19 protein-coding genes and 1 tRNA gene are annotated in these 21,417 nt (G+C 65.4%); 14 read left to right on the top strand and 6 right to left on the bottom strand.

Annotation, left to right across the window (positions count from 1 at the left end; genetic code table 11):
- The first annotated feature begins 51 nt into the window (after positions 1-51).
- Positions 52-528: a transcription elongation factor GreA gene (greA, locus tag EL288_RS16850; RefSeq protein WP_003809615.1), complete on the top strand. Its 477-nt coding sequence runs from the start codon at positions 52-54 to the stop codon at positions 526-528.
- Between the two features lie 354 nt (positions 529-882).
- Here the strand turns inward: greA and EL288_RS16845 are convergent, their stop codons facing one another.
- The gene (locus tag EL288_RS16845) at positions 883-1,485 is read right to left on the bottom strand and encodes a YhbY family RNA-binding protein (protein ID WP_003809618.1); all 603 of its coding nucleotides are present in this window, start codon (positions 1,483-1,485) and stop codon (positions 883-885) included.
- Between the two features lie 18 nt (positions 1,486-1,503).
- Between EL288_RS16845 and EL288_RS16840 the strand changes: the two genes are divergently transcribed.
- The 5 genes from EL288_RS16840 to EL288_RS16820 all read left to right on the top strand — a co-directional run bounded on the left by EL288_RS16840 (position 1,504) and on the right by EL288_RS16820 (position 7,491).
- The gene (locus tag EL288_RS16840; RefSeq protein WP_003809621.1) at positions 1,504-2,136 is read left to right on the top strand and encodes an RlmE family RNA methyltransferase; all 633 of its coding nucleotides are present in this window, start codon (positions 1,504-1,506) and stop codon (positions 2,134-2,136) included.
- Positions 2,137-2,373: 237 nt separating this feature from the next.
- Positions 2,374-4,260 (top strand): ATP-dependent zinc metalloprotease FtsH, encoded by a 1,887-nt coding sequence (ftsH, locus tag EL288_RS16835; RefSeq protein ID WP_003809623.1) that lies wholly within the window; start codon positions 2,374-2,376, stop codon positions 4,258-4,260.
- 18 nt (positions 4,261-4,278) lie between these two features.
- Complete coding sequence (folP, locus tag EL288_RS16830; RefSeq protein WP_003809626.1) at positions 4,279-5,121, top strand: dihydropteroate synthase; 843 nt, start codon at positions 4,279-4,281, stop codon at positions 5,119-5,121.
- Positions 5,118-6,476, top strand: coding sequence for a phosphoglucosamine mutase (glmM, locus tag EL288_RS16825; protein ID WP_003809628.1), 1,359 nt, complete (start codon positions 5,118-5,120; stop codon positions 6,474-6,476). Before folP ends, glmM begins: the two co-directional genes overlap by 4 nt.
- Positions 6,477-6,696: 220 nt before the next feature.
- Entirely contained in the window at positions 6,697-7,491 is a 795-nt protein-coding gene (locus EL288_RS16820; protein ID WP_003809629.1) for a GNAT family N-acetyltransferase, read from the top strand.
- A 306-nt stretch (positions 7,492-7,797) separates the two neighbouring features.
- Here the strand turns inward: EL288_RS16820 and ppx are convergent, their stop codons facing one another.
- Positions 7,798-9,291: an exopolyphosphatase gene (gene ppx / locus EL288_RS16815; RefSeq protein ID WP_003809631.1), complete on the bottom strand. Its 1,494-nt coding sequence runs from the start codon at positions 9,289-9,291 to the stop codon at positions 7,798-7,800.
- A gap of 235 nt (positions 9,292-9,526) precedes the next feature.
- Here ppx and ppk1 point away from each other — a divergent pair, with 235 nt between their 5' ends.
- From ppk1 to EL288_RS16785, 6 genes are all read left to right on the top strand, one after another.
- On the top strand, positions 9,527-11,608 hold the full coding sequence (gene ppk1 / locus EL288_RS16810) for a polyphosphate kinase 1 (protein WP_003809633.1): 2,082 nt from the start codon (positions 9,527-9,529) through the stop codon (positions 11,606-11,608).
- Between the two features lie 194 nt (positions 11,609-11,802).
- The gene (gene pstS, locus EL288_RS16805) at positions 11,803-12,843 is read left to right on the top strand and encodes a phosphate ABC transporter substrate-binding protein PstS (RefSeq protein WP_003809635.1); all 1,041 of its coding nucleotides are present in this window, start codon (positions 11,803-11,805) and stop codon (positions 12,841-12,843) included.
- 134 nt (positions 12,844-12,977) lie between these two features.
- Positions 12,978-13,994, top strand: coding sequence for a phosphate ABC transporter permease subunit PstC (gene pstC, locus EL288_RS16800; RefSeq protein ID WP_003809636.1), 1,017 nt, complete (start codon positions 12,978-12,980; stop codon positions 13,992-13,994).
- 21 nt (positions 13,995-14,015) lie between these two features.
- Positions 14,016-14,873, top strand: a complete 858-nt coding sequence (gene pstA / locus EL288_RS16795) for a phosphate ABC transporter permease PstA (RefSeq protein ID WP_003809638.1) — start codon at positions 14,016-14,018, stop codon at positions 14,871-14,873.
- Positions 14,874-14,917: 44 nt separating this feature from the next.
- Entirely contained in the window at positions 14,918-15,694 is a 777-nt protein-coding gene (gene pstB, locus EL288_RS16790) for a phosphate ABC transporter ATP-binding protein PstB (RefSeq protein WP_033448479.1), read from the top strand.
- Positions 15,695-15,734: 40 nt separating this feature from the next.
- Positions 15,735-15,811, top strand: a tRNA-Pro gene (locus tag EL288_RS16785).
- A 116-nt stretch (positions 15,812-15,927) separates the two neighbouring features.
- Here the strand turns inward: EL288_RS16785 and EL288_RS16780 are convergent.
- The 4 genes from EL288_RS16780 to EL288_RS16765 are packed head-to-tail and all read right to left on the bottom strand — an operon-like array spanning position 15,928 to position 19,670.
- Positions 15,928-16,926, bottom strand: a complete 999-nt coding sequence (locus EL288_RS16780; protein ID WP_232018696.1) for a dienelactone hydrolase family protein — start codon at positions 16,924-16,926, stop codon at positions 15,928-15,930.
- Between the two features lie 11 nt (positions 16,927-16,937).
- A complete protein-coding gene (locus EL288_RS16775; RefSeq protein WP_033450176.1) occupies positions 16,938-17,906 on the bottom strand; it encodes a Bug family tripartite tricarboxylate transporter substrate binding protein in 969 nt (322 codons plus the stop codon).
- A gap of 40 nt (positions 17,907-17,946) precedes the next feature.
- Entirely contained in the window at positions 17,947-18,294 is a 348-nt protein-coding gene (locus EL288_RS16770; protein WP_033450191.1) for a cupin domain-containing protein, read from the bottom strand.
- 17 nt (positions 18,295-18,311) lie between these two features.
- Positions 18,312-19,670, bottom strand: a complete 1,359-nt coding sequence (locus tag EL288_RS16765) for an NAD(P)/FAD-dependent oxidoreductase (RefSeq protein ID WP_033450174.1) — start codon at positions 19,668-19,670, stop codon at positions 18,312-18,314.
- A gap of 146 nt (positions 19,671-19,816) precedes the next feature.
- Between EL288_RS16765 and EL288_RS16760 the strand changes: the two genes are divergently transcribed.
- Together EL288_RS16760 and EL288_RS16755 are read left to right on the top strand one after the other, a co-directional pair.
- Positions 19,817-20,335: a cupin domain-containing protein gene (locus tag EL288_RS16760; RefSeq protein WP_003809650.1), complete on the top strand. Its 519-nt coding sequence runs from the start codon at positions 19,817-19,819 to the stop codon at positions 20,333-20,335.
- Positions 20,336-20,716: 381 nt separating this feature from the next.
- On the top strand, positions 20,717-21,415 hold the full coding sequence (locus EL288_RS16755) for a gluconate 2-dehydrogenase subunit 3 family protein (RefSeq protein ID WP_003809653.1): 699 nt from the start codon (positions 20,717-20,719) through the stop codon (positions 21,413-21,415).
- The last annotated feature ends 2 nt before the right edge of the window (positions 21,416-21,417 follow it).

Raw genomic sequence — 21,417 nt, 5'->3', positions numbered from 1 at the left:
TCACCGAAACGCTCCGTCGGGGGCGTTTTCTACTTTTGTTTGGGAAACGACATGTCTGCCATTCCTTTGACCGTGCGCGGGGCCGAGCGCTTGCAGCAAGAACTGCATCGGCTTAAGACCGTTGAGCGTCCTGCGGTGATCAGCGCCATTGCGGAGGCGCGTGCGCAGGGTGATTTGTCGGAAAATGCCGAGTACGACGCCGCCCGCGAACGCCAGGGCTTCATCGAAGGCCGGATCTCCGAACTCGAGGGTACGCTTTCGAACGCGCACCTCATCGATCCGACGGCGCTCGACGCCGAAGGCCGTGCCGTGTTCGGCGCGACCGTGGAAATCGAAGACCTCGACTCGGGCGACCGCCTGACCTACCAGATCGTGGGCGACGTCGAAGCCGACATCAAGTCCAACCTGATTTCGGTCTCCAGCCCGGTGGCCCGCGCCCTGATCGGCAAATCCGAGGGCGATGTGGTCGAAGTGAAGGTGCCGGCTGGCGTGCGCGAGTACGAAGTCATCGGTGTGCGTTATCTCTGACGCCGATTCCGCCCCCCTGCATACTCATGGCCAATGACCGACGCCGTTTCCACCATCAGCCAGCCGCTTGCGGCCAGGCGGGGTGGCACAGCCGCAGCCGTCGCGCTGCAGGCGTCCCGGATGCGATATCCCGGGCTCCGGTCGTGGCCAGCGTATTCCCCTTCTCGGCCGTCAACGGCTTGGGGGGCGCGGTATTCATCCGAATTCCTGAACGCCGGGCCGTGCGCCGGGCGTCTGCATCGTTGTCGCGCCGCGACGCACGGAACGTGCCGTCGGGCGCCGCAACGCCGGGCCGCGCCGCCTAGGCGGCCAGCCTGAAACCGGCGGGCCCGTCCGGGCCGGCCAGATCAAGTACTATCGCTTGTTTGCCCGTGCGGGCTTGCGGCCGGCCAGGCCGCCACGCGCTCCGGCGCGCAGGCTCAGCGCGCTGCCGCTGCGGCGCGGAATGGCGTGGCCCGGCGATGCCTTGCGCGTGGACGGACGCGCCGGACGGCCGGCCTGGTTCAGGTCGTCGCGGCCGGGGCGTGCGCCAGCGGCGGGCGCAGCCGCTTCGGCGGCCTTGCGCGCCGGGCGCGTCTTGGTCAGGCGCTTGCCTTCGGCGGCCATCTTCTTGGGCGTATGAGGCTCGGAAGGGCGGCGCTTGGCGGGCGTGTCGGCGGCGGCCTTGGCCGCGGCCGCGCGCAGGTCGGGCCGGAACAGGATCAACGTCTTGCCCAGGTGATGCACCGCGGCGCACGACAGCGTGTCGCAGATCGTGGCCAGCATGGCTTCGCGCGCCTCGCGATCGTCGCCGCCGGCCCGCACCTTGATCAGCTCGTGGGCGGTCAGGGCCAGGTCGATTTCCTTCAGGACGGCGTCGGTCAGGCCGTTGTCGCCGATCAGGACGACAGGGCGCAATGGGTGGGCGGCGGAGCGCAAGTCGCTGCGTTCGCGAGAGGTAAGTTCTAATATAGGCATGCTTGGAATTGTACGGTAATGGCCAAGAATAAATTCTCCAAAGACTGGATTCACCAGCACATCAACGACCCCTATGTGAAACTGGCGCAACAGAAGGGCTACCGGGCCCGCGCCGCCTTCAAGCTGCTCGAGATCCTGGACGCCGAAAAGCTGATGCGCCGCGGCGACATCGTGGTCGACCTGGGCTCGGCGCCGGGCAGCTGGTCGCAGGTGGCGCGCGAGCGCCTGGCCGGGCCGGGCGGGGCGGTCGACGGGCGCATCATCGCGCTGGACCTGCTGCCCATGGAGCCGGTGGCCGGGGTGGAGTTCATCCAGGGCGATTTCCGCGAAGAGGCGGTCCTGGAGCAGCTCGCCCGGATGGTGGAGGGGCAGCCGGTGGACCTTGTGATTTCCGACATGGCCCCCAACTTGTCGGGGGTAGGCGTGGCGGACTCGGCCCGCATCCAGCATGTCTGCGAGCTTGCGCTCGAATTCGCCTGCGCCCACCTCAAGCCCAACGGGGCGTTGATCGTCAAGGCTTTCCACGGCAGCGGGTTTTCCCAGATCGTGCAGTCGTACAAGCAGCGCTTCAAGCGCGTGGTCGAACGCAAGCCCAAGGCGTCCCGGGACAAATCCTCCGAAACCTTTCTGGTCGCCCGCGATCTGAAGTAACCCATCCACGGCCAACTTGTAACGGTTGGCTGGCCATCCACCCTTCATCCCACGGCGCAGCCCTTGCCATCAGACAGAATCGGGAAAATTCCCAAACCAAACGAAACGAGGCCTCCTTGCGGGGCCGCAAACGCGATCTGCCCCGACAGGGTAGAATGACTCATTGACAAATTTGTTGGCTGCGCCTTGAGCGCGGGGACGCAGCCACCGGTCGGAATCGAGAGCAGGAGATCGACCTTGAACAATTCGTTTTCTAAAGTCGCGGTCTGGATGGTGATCGCGCTGGTGCTGTTCACGGTGTTTAAGCAGTTCGACGGACGTGCACAAACCCAGGACGGCGTCAGCTACACCCAATTCATGGACGACGCCAAGGCGGGCCGCATCCGCAAGGTCGACGTGCAGGGCGACGTGCTGTATGTCACGCCGGACGCCGGCCGTCCCTATTCGCTGACGTCGCCGGGCGACCTGTGGATGGTGTCGGACCTGCTCAAGTACGGCGTGCAGGTTTCGGGCAAGGCCCGCGAAGAGCCGTCGCTGCTGATGAGCATCTTCGTGTCGTGGTTCCCGATGCTGCTGCTGATCGGCGTATGGATCTTCTTCATGCGCCAGATGCAGGGCGGCGGGCGCGGCGGCGCGTTCAGCTTCGGCAAGTCGCGCGCGCGCATGCTCGACGAGAACACCAATCAGGTGACCTTCGCCGACGTCGCCGGCTGCGACGAAGCCAAGGAAGACGTCCAGGAGCTGGTCGATTTCCTGCGCGACCCCAGCAAGTTCCAGAAGCTGGGCGGCCGCATCCCGCGCGGCGTGCTGATGGTCGGCTCGCCCGGCACCGGCAAGACGCTGCTGGCCAAGGCCATCGCCGGCGAGGCCAAGGTGCCGTTCTTCAGCATCTCGGGCTCCGATTTCGTGGAAATGTTCGTCGGCGTGGGCGCGGCCCGCGTGCGCGACATGTTCGAGAACGCCAAGAAGCACGCCCCGTGCATCATCTTCATCGATGAAATCGACGCGGTCGGCCGCCAGCGTGGCGCCGGCCTGGGCGGCGGCAACGACGAGCGCGAACAGACCCTGAACCAGATGCTGGTCGAGATGGACGGCTTCGAGTCGGGCCAGGGCGTGATCGTCATCGCCGCGACCAACCGTCCCGACGTGCTCGATCCGGCGCTGCTGCGTCCGGGCCGCTTCGACCGCCAGGTGGTGGTGCCGCTGCCCGACATCCGCGGCCGCGAGCAGATCCTCAAGGTGCACATGCGCAAGGTGCCGCTGTCGCCCAACGTCGACGCCACCATCCTGGCGCGCGGCACGCCGGGCTTTTCGGGCGCCGACCTGGCCAACCTGGTCAACGAGGCGGCCCTGTTCGCCGCGCGCCGCAACGGCCGCACGGTGGACATGTCCGACTTCGAGAAGGCCAAGGACAAGATCATCATGGGCGCCGAGCGCCGCTCCATCGTCATGCCCGAGGAAGAGCGCAAGAATACGGCCTACCACGAGTCCGGCCACGCCATCGTGGCGCGCATGCTGCCCAAGACCGACCCGGTCCACAAGGTCACCATCATCCCGCGCGGCCGTGCGCTGGGCGTGACGATGCAGTTGCCCGAAACCGACCGCTACAGCATGGACAAGGAGCGCCTGCTCAACACCATCGCGGTGCTGTTCGGCGGGCGCATCGCCGAAGAAATCTTCATGAACCAGATGACCACCGGCGCTTCGAACGACTTCGAGCGCGCCACGGCCATCGCCCGCGACATCGTCACCCGCTACGGCATGACCGACGAGCTGGGCCCCATGGTGTATGCCGAGAACGAAGGCGAGGTCTTCCTGGGCCGCAGCGTCACCAAGACCACGCATGTCTCGGAAGCGACCATGCAGAAGGTCGACAGCGAGATCCGCCGCATCATCGACGAGCAGTACGGCGTGGCGCGCAAGATCCTGGAAGACAACCGTGCCCGGGTCGAAGTGATGACCTCGGCGCTGCTCGAATGGGAAACCATCGACGCCGACCAGATCGACGACATCGTCAACGACCGTCCGCCGCGTCCGCCCAAGACGCCGCAAGGTCCGTCCGATACGTCCGACACCCCGCCCACCGGGCTGGCTGCCGGCGGCAATACGGCGGCCGCGGTCTGAGCCTGCTGCTAAGGTTTCATGGCAAATAACTTCCAGTGCGGGCGCTTTGAGTTCGATCTCGAGCGCCCGCTTGTCATGGGCATCGTCAACGTCACGCCCGACTCGTTTTCCGATGGCGGCGAGCACGCCGATACCGACAGCGCGATCGCCCATGCGCGCCAATTGATCGACGAAGGGGCCCATATCCTGGACCTGGGCGGCGAATCGACGCGGCCGGGCGCGCAGCCGGTCAGCGCGGCCGAAGAGCTGGCGCGCATCCTGCCGCTGATCGAAGGGCTGCGCGACTGCGGCGTGCCGTTGTCGATCGACACCTTCAAGCCCGAGGTCATGCGCGCCGTGCTCGACGCCGGCGCCGACATGATCAACGACATCTACGGTTTCCGGCAGCCCGGCGCCATCGACGCGGTGGCGCGCTCGCGCTGCGGCCTGTGCGTCATGCACATGAAGGGCGAGCCGCGCACCATGCAGGAGGCGCCCGAGTACGCCGACCTGATGGGCGAAATCGGGGTCTTCCTGGGCGCGCGCGCCCAGCGGCTGCGCGCCGCGTGGGTCGACCCCCGGCGCATCGTGCTGGACCCGGGCTTCGGGTTCGGCAAGACCATGGATCAGAATTATCAGTTGCTGCGCCGCCTGGCCAGCTTGCGCGTCTCCAGCTACCCCCTGCTGGTGGGCGTCTCGCGCAAATCCATGATAGGCGCGGCCACCGGCAAGCCGGTGGGCGACCGCCTGGCCGGCAGCGTTGCCGCCGCGCTGGCATGCGTGGCGCGCGGCGCCGCCATCGTGCGTGTGCACGATGTCGCCGCGACCGTGGATGCGCTAAAAGTGTGGCAGGCGGCCGAACAAGGAGCAGTCCCTACATGAGTCAACGCAAATATTTTGGTACCGACGGCGTGCGCGGCGAAGTCGGCGGCCCGGTGATCAACGCCGCCTTCGCGCTGCGCCTGGGCTATGCCGCCGGCCGGGTGCTGGCGCGCGAGCATCGCGAGCACGCCAGCGGCCGCGGCCGCAACCGGCCCCAGGTCGTGATCGGCAAGGACACCCGCATTTCCGGCTACATGCTGGAATCCGCCCTGGAAGCCGGCCTGTCGGCCGCCGGCATCGACGTGCTGCTGGCCGGGCCCGTCCCGACGCCGGCCGTGGCCTACCTGACGCGCACGCTGCGCCTGGCCGCCGGTATCGTGATCAGCGCCTCGCACAATCCGTACCAGGACAACGGCATCAAGTTCTTCTCCGCTCATGGCATGAAGCTGCCCGACGACATCGAGGCCGCCATCGAGCAGGCGCTGGACGAGCCGCTGGGCTGCGTCGGCTCGGAAGAACTGGGCCGCGCGCGCCGCATGGCCGACGCCCAGGGCCGCTACATCGAATTCTGCAAGAGCACCTTCCCGCACGACCTGGATCTCAACGGGCTGAAGCTGGTGGTCGACGCCGCCCACGGCGCCGCCTACAACGTCGCTCCGCATGTGTTCCGCGAACTGGGCGCCGAGGTGCATGCCATCGGCGTCTCGCCCGACGGCTTCAACATCAACAAGGGCGTGGGCGCGCTGCATCCGGAATCGCTGGCCGAGGAAGTGCGCGCGCGCGGCGCCGACCTGGGCATCGCGCTGGACGGCGACGCCGACCGCCTGCAGATGGTCGACGGCACCGGCCGCATCTACAACGGCGACGAACTGCTCTACGCCATCGTGCGCGAGCGCATGCAGCGCGGTCCGGTGGCCGGGGTGGTCGGCACCCTGATGACCAACTACGGCCTGGAGCGCCAGTTGCAGCAGATCGGCGTGGGCTTCGAGCGGGCCAACGTCGGCGACCGCTACGTGCTGGAGCAGATGCAGGCGCGCGGCTGGCTGTACGGCGGCGAAAGCTCGGGCCACCTGCTGTGCCTGGATTGCCATACCACGGGCGACGGCACGATCGCCGCGCTGCAGGTGCTGACGGCGCTGCGTCGCGCCGACGCCACACTGGCTGAATGGGTGGCTGACCTGCGCATGTATCCGCAGAAGATGATCAACGTGCCGCTGGCCCCCGGCCTGGACTGGAAAACCCACGACGGCCTGGCGCGCGCGCGCGGCGCCGTCGAGGCCGAGCTGGCCGGCCGGGGCCGGGTGCTGATCCGCGCCTCGGGCACCGAGCCCAAGCTGCGCCTGATGGTCGAGGCCGAGGACGAAGCGCTGGCGCAGGCCAGCGCCCAGAAGCTGGCCGACAGCCTGGGCGCCTGAGCAAGGCCCGGACCTGCCCGAAGGCCCGCCTGATGGCGGGCCTTTTTGTTGCGCGGGCGACGCAGGCATGCAAGGCCATGACTCTGTTTGTATCAAATGGTCAAGCGGGGTCGTATCGCCCTCGGTGGGGCGGCGTAAACTTCATAGTCACGTAACATATCGGTCAGATTACTGACATGACGCGCGGCCACACTGGCAGGACATTTAGGAGTTTCGCGCAATGCTCGAACTAGTACGCATCGATACGGGTTCCACTGCCGCCACTGCTTGGCCTGGCGCCGCGCCGCGCACCCTCGCGGTCGGCCTGGCGCGCACCGCGGAGGAGGTCGAGCAGATCCAGCGTCTGCGCTACGACGTCTTCACCGAGGATATGGGCGCCGTGTTTCCCCAGGCACAGGACGGCGTGGAGCAGGACCGCTTCGACCAGTGGTGCGAACACCTGATGGTGCGCGAACTGGACACCGGGCGGGTGGTGGGTACCTACCGCATCCTGACGCCGGAAAAGGCGCGCGAGGCGGGCGGCTACTACTCGGAATCCGAGTTCGACCTGTCCGGGCTGGGCGCCCTGCGCGAGCAGCTGGTGGAAGTGGGCCGCTCGTGTACGCACGCCGATTACCGCAACGGCGCGGTCATCATGCTGCTGTGGTCCGGCCTGGCCGAATACCTGCGCCGCGGCGGCTACGAGTATGTGCTGGGTTGCGCCAGCGTCAGCCTGCGCGACGACGGCGTGACCGCCGCCGAAGTCTGGCGCAATGTCGCCCGCCACCTCGATGATCCGGCGCTGCCGCGCGTGCGGCCCCTGCACCGCTATCCGATCGAGCGCCTGAACAGCACCCTGCCGGCGCGCGTGCCGCCGCTGATCAAGGGCTATCTCAAGCTGGGCGCCAAGGTATGCGGCGAGCCGGCCTGGGATCCGGACTTCAACGCGGCGGACTTCCCGGTGCTGCTGAGCATGGCCGGCATGGACGAGCGCTATCGCCGCCACTTCGGCCTGGACCGGGAAGCCAGGCGCTGACATGCGTCGCACGCTGCGTCGTCTGCGCATCAGGCTGGTGCGGCGGGTGACCCGCCAGATCCGCCTGGAACTGAAGCAGCTGGAACGGCAGACCGACCTGACCTTGGACTGAGCTGACGGGTGCCTGTCCTCTGGCGTATGGCGGGGTGCCTGTCCCCGCGGTGGCCGTCAAGCGTCGATGGCGTACGGCGGTGTGCCTGTCCCAGCGGGGACAGGCACACGCACGGGCCAGTCCCCCTTCGGGACAGGCTCAGAAGTCAGCGGGAGCCAGTCCCCCTTCGGGGACAGGCTCCCGAGGATCGGGTTTCAGGTTTCCAGCAATTCGAACGAGAAACCGACCTTGCTCCATTCGCCGTCTTCGGCGCGCAGGGTGAAGTCGCTCAGGGGGTGGCGGTTGAGCCAGGCCTGCTGGGCGCGCACCACGATGGATGTGCCCTTGATGGAGACGGCCAGCGGCAGCGGGGTTATGTCCTCGCGGCGGCGGAACAGCAGCGCGGCCAGGCGCAGGCACAGGATGGCGATCCACTGGCTGCGGTTGGCCACCAGGGATTCCAGCTTGCTCAGCTTGCCGTGATGGCCCAGGGCCAGCAGCGCCAGCAATTCCTGTTCGTCGTTGGAGAAGCCCGGCATGTCGGCGTGCTCGAGCACGTAGGCCGTGTGCTTGTGATAGGCGTTGTGGGCGATGGACAGGCCGACCTCGTGCAGGTCGGCCGCCCAGCCCAGCGCCAGCCGCAGCTCGGCGCGCTCGTGGCCGTCGCCGTCGGGCAGCAGGACGTCGAACAGCGCCAGCGCCGCCTGGCGCACGCGCCGCGCCTGGTTGGCGTCGACGTGGTAGCGCTTCATGAATTGCTGCACGGATTCGTGCCGCTTGTCGTGCTCGTCGTCGCGGCCCAGCAGGTCGTACAGCACGCCCAGCCGCAACGCGCCGTCGCCGGTATGCATGACATCGATGTTCAGCTCGTCGAACAGGGCGCTCATGATGGCCAGGCCGCCGGGCAGCACGTCGGCGCGCTCCAGCTTGATGCCGGGCAGTTCGGCCGGGATGACGCGGCCCGAACGGATGATGCGGTCTTTCAGCTTGGCCAGCCCGGCGCGCGTGATGCCGCGGGTGGAGAAGCCGCATTCGGTCAGGATGGCGTACAGCGCCTTGGCGGTGCCCGACGAGCCATAGGCTTCCTTCCAGCCGGTCTTGCGGTATTGCTTGGCGATCACTTCGATTTCGCGCCGCGCCGCCAGCTCGGCCTGCTTCATCTGGTGGCTGTCGACCACGCCGTCGCCGAAGAACTGGCGGCTGAAGCTGACGCAGCCCATGTACAGCGAGGACATCAGGTTGGGCTCGACGCCCTTGCCGATGATGACTTCGGTGGAGCCGCCGCCGATGTCGATCACCAGGCGGCGGTTCAGCGAGGGCGGCAGGCTGTGCGCCACGCCGGAGAAAATCAGCCGCGCTTCTTCGCGCCCGGCGATGACTTCGATGGGAAAGCCCAGCGCCCGTTCGGCGCGGGGCAGGAAATCGCGCGTGTTGCGGGCGACCCGGAACGTGTTGGTGGCGACCGCGCGCACCCGGCTGGGATGGAAACTGCGCAGCCGCTCGCCGAAGCGCTCGAGCACCGCCAGGGCGCGCGCCAGCGCGTCCTCGCCCAGGTTCTTGTCCTGGTCCAGGCCGGCGGCCAGGCGCACGGTCTCCTTGAGGCGGTCGATCTGGTAGATCTGGGCGGTGCCATCCTGCTGGACGACGCGGCCGATAGAAAGTCGAAAGCTGTTGGAGCCGAGGTCGACGGCGGCCAGAAGATGGTCCATGCGGCAGTTGTATTGGGCAGTCAGTTTGCTGGATTATAGAGATGCCATGTGACAGTCATGCCGATGCGGCGTTTTTCCCTTGCAGAACAAGGCATTGGGGGCTGGCGCGGCCCTTCCATGCGTCCCCGCTTTGGCGTACGCTATGCGGCATGCCGGCATGCGCGCGGCCGGGCGTCATAGAACCGTCACGATATTGCAGTAAAAACAAAAGCTGTCTCCTTTGCCTGGGCCCTGTATGACCTCTCGACCGCCGTCCGAGCCGCTGCTCCTGAATCGTGAACTGTCGCTGCTGAAATTCAATGAACGCGTGCTGGCGATGGCCGAGAACCCGCGTGTTCCCTTGCTTGAGCGGTTGCGCTACGTGTGCATCGTCAGCTCCAACCTGGACGAGTTCTTCGAGATCCGCATTTCGACGCTGAAGGAGCAGCAGCGCCAGACCCCGACGCTGGTCGGGCCCGACGGCATGACGGCCGATGAGGCCTTCGAGCGGGTCCAGGTCAAGGTGCACGCGCTGGTGGCGAGCCAATACGCCTTGCTCAACGACGATATCCTGCCGCGCCTGCAGGCCGAGGGCATCGTGCTGCATCACGCCTCCGAATGGAACGCGCAGCAGCAGGAGTGGGCGCGCGAGGTCTTCAATCGCGATGTCATGCCGCTGCTGACGCCGATCGGGCTGGATCCGGCGCATCCGTTTCCGCGCGTCTACAACAAGAGCCTGAATTTCATCGTGGCCCTGTCGGGCGCCGATGCCTTCGGCCGCCAGGCGTCCATTGCCGTGGTGCAGGCGCCGCGCGCGCTGCCGCGCCTGATCAAGATGCCGCCCGAGATCTCCGGCCATCCCGACGGCTACATCCTGCTGACCTCGCTGCTGCGGGCCTTCGTGGGCGAACTGTTCCCCGGCCTGGAAATGCTGGGCTGTTACCAATGGCGCGTGACGCGCAACAGCGATCTGTTCGTCGACGAAGAGGAAGTCACCAACCTGCGCCATGCCCTGCAGGGCGAGCTGTCGCAGCGCAATTTCGGCGCGGCCGTGCGGCTGGAGATCGACAAGCTGACCCCGCCCGACCTGGAGGCCTACCTGCAGCGCGAATTCTCGCTGGCGCCCGAGGACACCTACCGGGTCAGCGGCCCGGTGAACCTGTCGCGCCTGATGCAGTTGTGCAATTCCAACACCCGGCCGGACCTGCTGTTTCCCGCCTACCTGGCGCCCGTGCCGGCGCCGTTCGACCGCGTGGGCGAGAAGCCGGCCGAGCTGTTCGCCGCCGTGGCCGAGCAGGATCGCCTGCTGCACCATCCCTACCAGTCGTTCCAGCCGGTCATCGACTTCCTGACCGCCGCGGCGCTGGATCCGGACGTGATGGCGATCAAGCAGACCATCTACCGCACCGGCGAGGACTCCGAGCTCATGCAGATCCTGCTGGCGGCGGCGCGCGCCGGCAAGGAAGTCACCGTGGTGGTGGAGCTGATGGCGCGCTTTGACGAGCAGACCAACATCAACTGGGCCGCGCGCCTGGAGGAAGTGGGCGCGCACGTGGTCTATGGCGTGGTCGCGCACAAGACGCACGCCAAGATGGCGCTGGTGCTGCGCCGCGAGAAAGGGCGGCTGCGCCGCTATGCCCACCTGGGCACCGGCAACTACCATCCGCGCACGGCCCGCCTGTACACCGATTTCGGCCTGCTGACCGCCGATCCGCGCCTGTGCGAGGACATGGACAAGGTCTTTACCCAGCTGACCGGCCTGGGGGCGCGGCGCTCGCTCAAGGCGCTGCTGCAGTCGCCGTTCTCGCTGCACGACGGCATGGTCAGCCTGATCCGCGCCGAGACGCGCGCCGCGCGCGCCGGCAAGCGGGCGCGCATCATGGCGAAGATGAACTCGCTACTGGAAGTGCAGGTCATCGAAGAGCTCTACAAGGCCAGCCAGGCCGGGGTCAAGATCGACCTGATCGTGCGCGGGGTATGCGCGCTGCGCGCCGGCGTGCCCGGGCTGTCGGAGAATATCCGGGTGCGTTCCATCGTGGGGCGCTTTCTGGAGCACTCGCGCGTGTTCTATTTCTATGCCGATGGCGCCGAAACCGTTTACCTGTCGTCGGCCGACTGGATGGACCGCAATTTCTTCCGGCGCGTGGAAATCGCCTTTCCCGTCTACGACAAGACGCTCAGGAAGCGCGTCATCGACGAGGCCTTCACCTACGCGCTGCGCGACAACCAGCTGGCCTGGCAGCAGCAGGCCGATGGCACCTATGCGCGGGTGCGCAACCGGCGCGAGGCCTACGACGTGCAGGAAGCGCTGATCCAGCGCCTGGGGCAGGACGGCTGAGCCGGCCCGCCGCCGCCTGGCCGCCTGCGGGCGGCCATTTTATTTTGAAATATTAAGTTTCTTATGGATAAATTTAAGTTGGGTATGTGACTGTCACTATCCTGTCATTTTGGGCTTCTAAGATGCATACGTTGGCCGAGACAGGCGCCTTGAAAGCCTGCCGGATTTCCTCAACGAGCACAGAAGGAACCCAGATGTTCAAACGTGTCTTCAAACAGATTTCGATCGGCGCCGCGCTGAGCGCAGCCGTTTTCGCCGCCCAGGCCGCCGATGTGACCGGCGCGGGCGCGTCGTTCCCGTACCCCATCTACGCCAAGTGGGCCTCCGACTACAAGGCTGCCACCAACAACGCCGTCAACTACCAGTCCATCGGTTCGGGCGGCGGCCAGCAGCAGATCAAGGCCAAGACGGTCGACTTCGGCGCCTCGGATGACCCGCTCAAGGCCGAAGACCTGGAAAAGAACGGCCTGTTGCAGTTCCCGGCCGTGATCGGCGGCACCGTGCCGGTGATCAACGTCGACGGCATCGCGCCGGGCCAGCTGAAGCTGTCGGGCGCCGTGCTGGCCGACATCTTCCTGGGCAAGGTCAAGAAGTGGGACGACGCCGCCATCAAGGCGCTCAACCCCGACCTGAAGCTGCCCTCGGCCGACATCGTGGTGGTGCACCGTTCGGACGGTTCGGGCACGACCTTCGGCTGGACCAACTACCTGTCGAAAGTGTCGCCCGCCTGGAAAGAGCAAGTGGGCGAGGGCAAGGCCGTCAAGTGGCCCACCGGCCAGGGCGGCAAGGGCAACGAAGGCGTGGCCGCCTACGTGGGCCAGCTGAAGAACTCGATCGGTTATGTCGAGTACGCCTACGCCAAGCAGAACAAGCTGGCCTGGACGCAGCTGCAGAACAAGGACGGCAAGTTCGTCCAGCCCGAGCAGAAGGCGTTCGCCGCCGCTGCCGCCAATGCCGACTGGAAGAGCGCGCCCGGCATGGGCGTGGTGCTGACCAACGAGCCGGGCGCCGATTCGTGGCCCGTGACCGCCGCCACCTTCATCCTGGTGCACAAGAGCCAGGACAAGCCGGTCCAGGGCCGCGCGGTGCTGGAGTTCTTCGACTGGGCGTTCAAGAACGGCGCCAAGTCGGCCGAAGCGCTGGACTACGTGCCGCTGCCCGAGGCCGTGACCACGGAAATCCGCGCCGCCTGGGGTGAAGTCAAGGGCGCCGACGGCAAGGCCGTGTGGCAGTAAGCCCGTATCGGCCAGGGCGCTGTCCGCCCTGGCCGGACCAGTGAACGGCGAGCGATCGCCGTCCTGACTTCGCGGGGCGCCGGGCGCCCCGCCATTGCGCCGACCCCTGGCCCTATCTCAAGGAAAGCCTGTCCATGAGCGCGGTAATGGATAATAGTGTGCCGCTGCCGTCCTCCACGGCCGATTCGACCACTACCGGCACGCCTTCGCCTATGAAGCAAAACAATAACGCGCTGATGGATGCGCTGTTCAAGAACCTCACCCGGACCTTCGCCTTCCTGGTGTTCATCCTGCTGGCCGCCATCATGATCTCGCTGATCTATGGCAGCCGCGAATCGCTGGCCAAGTATGGCCTGTCGTTCCTGTGGCTGAACGACTGGGATCCGGTCCAGCAGAACTACGGCGCGGTCGTGCCCATCATCGGCACGCTGCTGACCTCGTTCATCGCCTTGCTGATCGCCGTGCCGGTGTCGTTCGGCATCGCCATCTTCCTGACCGAGCTGGCGCCCACCTGGCTGCGCCGCCCGCTGGGCACCGCCGTCGAGATGCTGGCGGCCATCCCGTCCATCATCTACGGCATGTGGGGCCTGTTCGTCTTCGTGCCGGTGTTCCAGCAATACGTGCAGCCCGCGCTGATCGCCACGCTGGGCAGCGTGCCCATCATCGGCGGCCTGTTCGCCGGCCCGCCGTTCGGCATCGGCATCTTCACCGCCGGCCTGATCCTGTCGATCATGATCATTCCGTTCATCGCCGCCGTCATGCGCGACGTGTTCGAGCTGGTGCCCCCCATGCTCAAGGAGTCGGCCTACGGCCTGGGCAGCACCACCTGGGAAGTCATGTGGCGCGTCGTGCTGCCCTTCACCAAGTCGGGCGTCATCGGCGGCATCATGCTGGGGCTGGGCCGTGCGCTGGGCGAGACCATGGCGGTGACCTTCGTGATCGGCAACGCCTTCCGCTGGTCGGGCTCGCTGTTCTCGCCGGGCAACTCGATCGCCTCGGCGCTGGCCAACGAATTCAACGAGGCAGGCGGCATCCAGAAATCGGCGCTGCTCGAACTGGGCCTGATCCTGTTCCTGATCACCACCGTCGTGCTGGCTTTCTCGAAAATGCTGCTGGTGCGCCTGTCCAGGGCCGAGGGCCGCCAGGCCTGATGCACGAGCAAGGATAACTACATGGCTCAATCGGCAATCTCCATGAACAACGGCGTCTACCGGCGCCGCCACCTGGTCAACAAGGTCATGTTGACCATCTCGCTGGGCGCGCTGCTGTTCGGCCTGTTCTGGCTGTTCTGGATCATCGCGACCCTGCTGGTCAAGGGCGCGCCCGCGCTGTCGTTCACGCTGTTCACGGAAATCACGCCCCCGCCCGGGCAGGCCGGCGGCCTGCTCAACGCCGTGGTGGGCAGCGTGCTGATGGCCGGCGTGGGCACCCTGATCGGCACGCCGGTGGGCATCCTGGCCGGCACCTACCTGGCCGAGTACGGCCAGCGCGGCTGGCTGGCGCCGGCCACGCGCTTTCTCAACGACGTGCTGCTGTCGGCGCCGTCCATCATCATCGGCCTGTTCATCTACGCCGTGTACGTGGCCCAGGTCGGCCACTACTCGGGCTGGGCCGGCGCGCTGGCGCTGTCCATCCTGGTGATTCCGGTGGTGGTGCGCACTACCGACAACATGCTGCTGCTGGTGCCCAACAGCCTGCGCGAGGCCACCGCCGCGCTGGGCTGCCCCAAGTGGCGCATGATCACCCTGGTGTGCTATCGCGCCGCCAAGACCGGCATCATCACCGGCGTGCTGCTGGCGATTGCCCGCATCTCGGGCGAGACCGCGCCGCTGCTGTTCACGGCGCTGTCCAACCAGTTCATGTCGCTGAACATGAACGCGCCCATGGCCAACCTGCCGGTCGTCATCTACCAGTACGCCGCCAGCCCCTTCAAAGACTGGAACAACCTGGCCTGGGCCGGCGCCACGCTCATCACGCTGCTGGTGCTGGGCATCAACATCCTGGCCCGCAACCTGTTCCGCAAATCGTGATCGCCGCCGCCGGCGCCCGCGGGGCGCCGGCCATAGGAAGCAAAATGGAAAACACCGCAACCGCTCCCAACGCCAAGCTGGAAGTCAAGAACCTGAATTTCTACTACGGCAAGTTCCACGCGATCCGCAATGTGAACATGTCGATCCGCGAGAACAAGGTCACCGCCTTCATCGGCCCGTCGGGCTGCGGCAAGTCGACGCTGCTGCGCACCTTCAACCGCATGTTCGAGCTGTACCCCGGCCAGCGCGCCGAAGGCGAGATCCTGCTCGACGGCGAAAACCTGTTGACGTCCAAGACCGATATTTCGCTGATTCGCGCCAAGGTCGGCATGGTGTTCCAGAAGCCCACGCCGTTTCCCATGAGCATCTACGACAACATCGCCTTCGGCGTGCGCCTGTTCGAGCGGCTCAGCAAGGGCGAGATGGACGAGCGGGTCGAGTGGGCGCTGAGCAAGGCGGCGCTGTGGAACGAGGTGAAGGACAAGCTGCACCAGAGCGGCAACAGCCTGTCGGGCGGCCAGCAACAGCGCCTGTGCATCGCGCGCGGCGTGGCCATCAAGCCCGAAGTGCTGCTGCTCGACGAGCCCTGCTCGGCGCTGGACCCGATCTCCACCGCCAAGATCGAGGAACTGATCGCCGAACTCAAGCACGAGTACACGGTGGTGATCGTCACGCACAACATGCAGCAGGCGGCGCGCTGCTCCGACTACACCGCCTACATGTACCTGGGCGAGCTGATGGAGTATGGCGCCACCGACCAGATCTTCGTCAAGCCGGCGCGCAAAGAGACGGAAGACTACATCACCGGCCGCTTCGGCTGAGGCCGGCCGGCGGGCCGATTCTGGTATAGTTGCGGTCCTTCGGGGCGTAGCGCAGCCTGGTAGCGCATCTGCTTTGGGAGCAGAGGGTCGCGAGTTCGAATCCCGCCGCCCCGACCAATAAAATCAAAGGGTTAGCTCAGCGCCGAGCTAACCCTTTTGCTTTCGGCGAGGGCGGCGTGGCGGGCGGCCATGCCTGTGGCGAGCAGGGTATCCGCCTCTATGCCAGCCAGGACTCAGCGCCGGTCCGACATGCCGAAGGATTCGGCGAAGAAGGTCTTCAGGAAGGCCGTAAAGGACTCGGGCTGTCCCGGCTGGCTGCCAAGCCAACTGCCTTGGCGGCCATACCGTTCGTGGATCCGCTCGCGCAGCGTCTTCTCCGTCAGCGCCAGGTCCTCGTTCTCGCCATTCGAATCGCAGAAGTAGCCGCGCTCGGTCAGGTAGTAAATTGGCGCCATCGTGGCTTCCACCCCCGCTTCCACGTACATCAGAGGTACGTCTTCGCGATCGAAGCTGTGCTCCGCATCGGGCCAGACAGTCACGCGGACGTCGCCGCCGCAGAGCCGGATCGCGCGCGCATATCCCTGCACCGTCGACAGCAGGGTCCAGCGGTCCCGGTCGCCCATCGCGATGCCGATGCGGGTGTTGCCGGTGTCCGGCGCATAGAACTGGAACACACCGCTTGGATACATTGGCAAGACGGCGCGCAGGGTCCTGTCCGGTCCCAATACGGCATCCGCCAGCGGCCGCATCGCGGCTTGGAGCACCGCGGTGCCGCCGCGGCTCGGGCCGGTCGCGCCGATACGCCGGGGATCGATCCGATCCCATTCCATCAGGTGGGCAGCCGCTGCGAGTACGTCGTAGGTGCCGGCGGAGTACGTCAGCAAGCGTTGGTCATGATAGGTGTGCGAAACCCCGCGCGGACCGAAACTATCCAGCACGCATGCGCCGATGCCGATCGAGGTGAGCGTCGCGGCGTGCTTCAGGTGCGCCGTGTTGATGCCGGTGCTTCCAGGAGCAAGAATGACCATGGGGACAGGCCCCGGGTTCCCCTCCGGAAAAAATGCCTGGGCATTCAAGGCAATGCTGCCGGTCCGCCGGTCCGCGACGATATCGGCATAGTGTTCAGGCGTATAGCTCTGGATGGCCCTGGGAATGCCGCGAATGCCGTTGGAAAGCACCAGGGGCTCGGTAGGTGAAACCTCGACGCGTGCGGAGGAAATACTGTCGCTCATCATAGTCTCCGTCATTGTTTGGCAAGATTGGCGTTCGCGACGATTTCCTTGAATCGAGCGTTCTCCGCCTTCGTGAACTCCGCCGTCTCGGCCGGCGTGGATAGCACCAGTTCCAGCGCCAGTTCGTCCATCCGCGATTTCATGGCGGGCTGGTTCATGACTTGCGTGACGCCTTCATGGATCCGCTCGAGTGTGGCGGGCGGGGTGCCACCGGTTGTGAACAGGACGAACGAGGTCGTCACATTCAGGTCGCGGACCGCATCGCCAGCAAAGGGCAGGGTGCCGCCGAGCACCGGGCTCGGCTGGCTCTGCAGGATGGTCAAGGGGCGCAGCTTGCCGTCCTTGGTAAAGCCGATGGTGCCTCCCACGACGTCGACCACGCCATCGAGGTTGCCTCCCATCAAGTCCGGCACGGCGCGCGACGCGCCGGCATACGGGATGATCGAGACGTTGAGGCCGTTTTTCCTGATCCAGGCGTTGAGCGCCAGGTGAGCATAGCCATTGGGCGAATTGACGCTGACGTTGACGCCGTTGCCAGGGGCCTTGGCTTTCGCCACCAAATCATAGAATGTCTTGAACGGCGAGTTTTCCGCCACGACTATCCAGTTCGGGGCCGATGCGATGCGGGTTACAGGGCTCAGATCCTTGAGCGGGTCGAAGGGCATTTTTGCCATCGTATGCGGGTTGATCGCGTAGGTCGTATCGCTGCCCAGCATCAGCATGTACCCATCCGCCGGCGCATTGGCCACGGCCGCCCCCCCGATGACCGTCGAGCCGCCGGGGCGGTTCTCCACGACCACCGGCTTGCCCCATTTTTCTTCCAGGCCTTTGGCCAGCAGACGGGCCAGAATGTCCGTCGATCCACCTGCCGTGAATGGCACGATAAGCCGCACGGGCTTTGTCGGATAGGCCGGCTGCGCCATCGCCGGGCCACCGAGGAACATCAGCGCGATAAGCGCGCGCTTGACCAGCTTAGTCATCCTGCACTCCTTTTATCTGTCTTGCTCAAGCCGGTTGCATTCAAACCAGCACGTAGACTTTTCTCACCGTCTTCCTGATCTCCCAGGTTCCGGTTGTCTGCGGCGGAAAAAAAGCGGTGTCTCCCGCCTTCAATTCAATCGGGGCGCCATCGTCCGGTGCGAAGCTGCACGCTCCGGAGAGAATGTGCATGATCTCGCCCTGAACGATTTCCCTGCGAAACTTGCCGGGCGAGCACTCCCAGAAGCCCGTTTCGACATGCTCCTTTTCATTGATCGTCCGCGGCGCCGTCCTGAGCAGGCACGGTGGCTGGCTGAGCGGGATGCCGACCGGTCCGGCATGCTTCAGTACCTGCGGGATTTCGTCTTGCCTGACGACTTGAATGGCCATGCCGTTGTCCTCCACATTTATAGAAATTCGTCTTTTAAATAAAAGTAGGAATAGGCCGCGCGCTGGTACAGCTTGCGCAGTGCGGGGATTTCATAACGCGGCAATGGAGCGCCCACGAGGGCGGGCACGTCCGGCCGGCGTTCGGTCGCGAGGCTGTCGGCCAGCAATTTGCCCGCGTGCGTCGACATGGCGACCCCCGTTCCCGTACAGCCCAGCCAATAGGCCACGCTGCCGTTGTCGGCCACATGGATATGCGGCCCCTTGTCTCGCGGGATGGCCACCCAGCCTTGCCAGAAATAATCGGCGCCGATGGCGCCAAGACCGGGAAACTGCTTCGCGAGCTGGGTCAGCAGCCAGGCCTTCATCGTTGCCCGGCTTGCCGCCGTATCCGATATTCCGCCGCGCGCGCCGAACATGATCCGGTTGTCTTCCAGCAAGCGGAAATAGGAGCGCAGGTTTCTGGTATCAACCACCATTTTGTGGGTTTGCCAGCGCGTGGCGGCCAGCTGCCCCTCACTCAGCGGCGCCGTCACAACGATGTTGGACAGCACATTCATCAACCTGCCCCGGACTATGGGATGCAAGCCATCCGGTGTATATCCGTTCGTCGCGATGACGACCTTCTTCGCGCGCACGACTCCCCGCGGCGTAAGCAGCTCATGAAGTCGACCGGCACGACGCCAGGTATTTACCGGCGAATTCTCATAAATCGGCACACCCAACTGCCTGACCCTGCGGCCCAGCCCCTGCGCATAGCGCATGGGGTGTATCGGGAAGTGCTCCGGATAATGCAGGGCGCCAAATATCTGCGTACCGCTCAAGTAGTGCGTGCGCACGTCGTGTGCATCGAGGTATTCGGTATCGAAGCCGAAGTAATGCTTTAGCTGGCGTTGCGTCTCGATCAACTCGCTTATGCGGGCGCGCCGGTGAGCGGTCAACAGGAAACCTTCATTGCCTGACGCCGCGTTGATGTTGTTTTCCTGTAGCACGGTGCGCAGAGTGCGCACGGCATCGCGGCCGAACTCAAAGGTTTTTCGAGCCTGCTCCAGGCCCACCTTGCTGATCCAGGCGTTGTAGCTGTCCTTGCCGACGCCAATCATGGCAAAACCGCCATTTCGCCCGCTGCAGCCCCAACCGATCCGGTTCGCTTCGACTACCGTCGCAGTTATCCCGTGGTCTTTCTTCAGGTGATAGGCGGTGGACAGGCCTGTGTATCCGGCACCGATGATCGCGACGTCCACGTCCAGGTCATGTTCCAGGGCCGGCGAGGGCTGTTCGATCTCGGCGGTGGCAGCCCAATATGACGGCTCGTGCTCCAGGGGCTGGTTCGCCACCCGGCTGACACCTGCAGAGTTTCCCGCTACTATGGCTATCATACTTTCCAGTATGGAAGTTATAAATTCCAATCGGATTCTACGTGGAATTTATAACTTCCAAATGCAGGTAAACCCTAGTGACGCCATCTCCAGACGCAATCCAGCCTTCCGGTCCTGTTTCGGAATCGAGTGACATTGGCCAACGATTGCAGGCCCTGCGCGTATCGTTGTCATTCTCCCAGCGCGAATTGGCCCGGCGCGCCGGGGTCACCCACACGACCGTCGCCGCAATCGAAAAAGGACGGATTGATCCTTCGCTCGGAACGCTGAAAAGCCTGCTGGCAGCGTGCGGCGTGTCGATGGGCGATTTCTTTCGCAGCGATCGCGTGGAATCCGCGGTTACGGAAAAGCACAAGATCAGCACCGTGTCGACCGGCGGGGTGCACATGCGCTACGTGGCTCCGGCCCAGCCCGGCAAGCTGCTGCAGCTTACCCAGGAGCTCTACGACGTGGGCGCCGACACGGGCCAGAAGCCGTTGCGCCACGAGGGCCAGGAAGGCGGTATTGTCATCCGCGGGACGTTCGAGCTGCAGCTGGGCGACGAGCGCCATATCCTGAAGCCTGGCGACAGCTACTACTTCGATAGCACGACGCCGCACCGGATCCGCAACATCGGCGAAGAAGAGGGCGAAATCATCAATGCCGCTTCGCCGCCTTCGTTCTGAGGCCGCGCCTCTCGATATGGCCGGCTACCGTCGCCGCCAGCTGCGCCGCTGCATGACGGCGCAGGCAAGCCGGCGCTGCGCACATGGCGCGCAGGTCGAATGCTTGCCGGGCGCGCCATTGCTGCACTCCGCATGCAGCCCAGCGCGCGCCTGTGCAGGCACGCTGGCTCGGCCAGACGGGCCTGCATGGACTTCAGCGCCATGTCAGGTACCACGGCGCGTATTCCTATATCCTGTACCTAGCCCATTGTTGCGTCAAAGCAGCGTTTCCCCGGGCGATTTGGTTGAGTTCCGAAAGAGCGTTCTTATACTGGAAAGGCAGGCAAGCCATCGATCCGCGCGCAGGGTCGATATCCCATGTCGCCAGACAGGAGCCGCAATATGTCTGACTCGCCGCATTCAAGCCGCAGAGAGTTTTTGCTCGCGTCAGGAGCCAGCGCCGCACTCACCGGCATCGCGCTCACCTTCCATGCACACGCCAAGGCTGCGCCCGTCCAGCTGGCGGATTACAAGCCCGAATACTTCACGCCCGAGGAATGGGCGTTCGTGCTCGCGGCCACCGCACGCCTGATTCCATCGGAAGGCGAGGGCCCGGGCGCGCTGGAAGCCCATGTGCCGATCTTCCTGGATCGCCAGTTGAAGGGCGAGTATGGAAGCGCCAGCAACTGGTACATGCAGGGTCCGCACGATCCCGCGGCATCGCCTGACCGTGGCTGGCAAACCCCGCTCAATCCCGCGCAGCTCTACCGCAAGGCGATTCCCGCGGTCAATGCCTTGTGCCAGTTGCGGTGGAGCAAGGACTTCAAGGATCTGGCGCCCGAACAGCAGGATGAGACCTTGACCGCCCTGCAAAAGGGGGAGGCTGCGCTGGCGCCCGAACTGAGCATTTTCTTCACGACCTTGCTGGCCAACACCAAGGAAGGCTACTTCGCCGACCCGATGCATGGCGGCAATTTCGGCATGCAATCGTGGGTCTATATCGGCTTTCCGGGCGCGCGCGCCAGCTATGCCGAGTGGGTGGACCAGCACAACGTGAAGTACCCGCTGGGGCCTGTTTCCATCAAAGGCGAGAGGGCGTGAAC

It is taken from the genome of Bordetella bronchiseptica (assembly GCF_900636925.1).
GTDB classification, from domain to species: Bacteria; Pseudomonadota; Gammaproteobacteria; order Burkholderiales; family Burkholderiaceae_B; genus Bordetella; species Bordetella pertussis.
Note: the sequence above shows the minus strand (reverse complement) of the source record. Positions and strands in the feature narration are given on the sequence as shown.

Coding starts and splice junctions, on each gene's coding strand:
- greA (WP_003809615.1), top strand. CDS start 52: ATGTCTGCCATTCCTTTGACCGTGCGCGGGGCCGAGCGCTTGCAGCAA.
- EL288_RS16845 (WP_003809618.1), bottom strand. CDS start 1,485: ATGCCTATATTAGAACTTACCTCTCGCGAACGCAGCGACTTGCGCTCC.
- EL288_RS16840 (WP_003809621.1), top strand. CDS start 1,504: ATGGCCAAGAATAAATTCTCCAAAGACTGGATTCACCAGCACATCAAC.
- folP (WP_003809626.1), top strand. CDS start 4,279: ATGGCAAATAACTTCCAGTGCGGGCGCTTTGAGTTCGATCTCGAGCGC.
- glmM (WP_003809628.1), top strand. CDS start 5,118: ATGAGTCAACGCAAATATTTTGGTACCGACGGCGTGCGCGGCGAAGTC.
- EL288_RS16820 (WP_003809629.1), top strand. CDS start 6,697: ATGCTCGAACTAGTACGCATCGATACGGGTTCCACTGCCGCCACTGCT.
- ppx (WP_003809631.1), bottom strand. CDS start 9,291: ATGGACCATCTTCTGGCCGCCGTCGACCTCGGCTCCAACAGCTTTCGA.
- ppk1 (WP_003809633.1), top strand. CDS start 9,527: ATGACCTCTCGACCGCCGTCCGAGCCGCTGCTCCTGAATCGTGAACTG.
- pstS (WP_003809635.1), top strand. CDS start 11,803: ATGTTCAAACGTGTCTTCAAACAGATTTCGATCGGCGCCGCGCTGAGC.
- pstC (WP_003809636.1), top strand. CDS start 12,978: ATGAGCGCGGTAATGGATAATAGTGTGCCGCTGCCGTCCTCCACGGCC.
- pstA (WP_003809638.1), top strand. CDS start 14,016: ATGGCTCAATCGGCAATCTCCATGAACAACGGCGTCTACCGGCGCCGC.
- pstB (WP_033448479.1), top strand. CDS start 14,918: ATGGAAAACACCGCAACCGCTCCCAACGCCAAGCTGGAAGTCAAGAAC.
- EL288_RS16780 (WP_232018696.1), bottom strand. CDS start 16,926: ATGAGCGACAGTATTTCCTCCGCACGCGTCGAGGTTTCACCTACCGAG.
- EL288_RS16775 (WP_033450176.1), bottom strand. CDS start 17,906: ATGACTAAGCTGGTCAAGCGCGCGCTTATCGCGCTGATGTTCCTCGGT.
- EL288_RS16770 (WP_033450191.1), bottom strand. CDS start 18,294: ATGGCCATTCAAGTCGTCAGGCAAGACGAAATCCCGCAGGTACTGAAG.
- EL288_RS16765 (WP_033450174.1), bottom strand. CDS start 19,670: ATGATAGCCATAGTAGCGGGAAACTCTGCAGGTGTCAGCCGGGTGGCG.
- EL288_RS16755 (WP_003809653.1), top strand. CDS start 20,717: ATGTCTGACTCGCCGCATTCAAGCCGCAGAGAGTTTTTGCTCGCGTCA.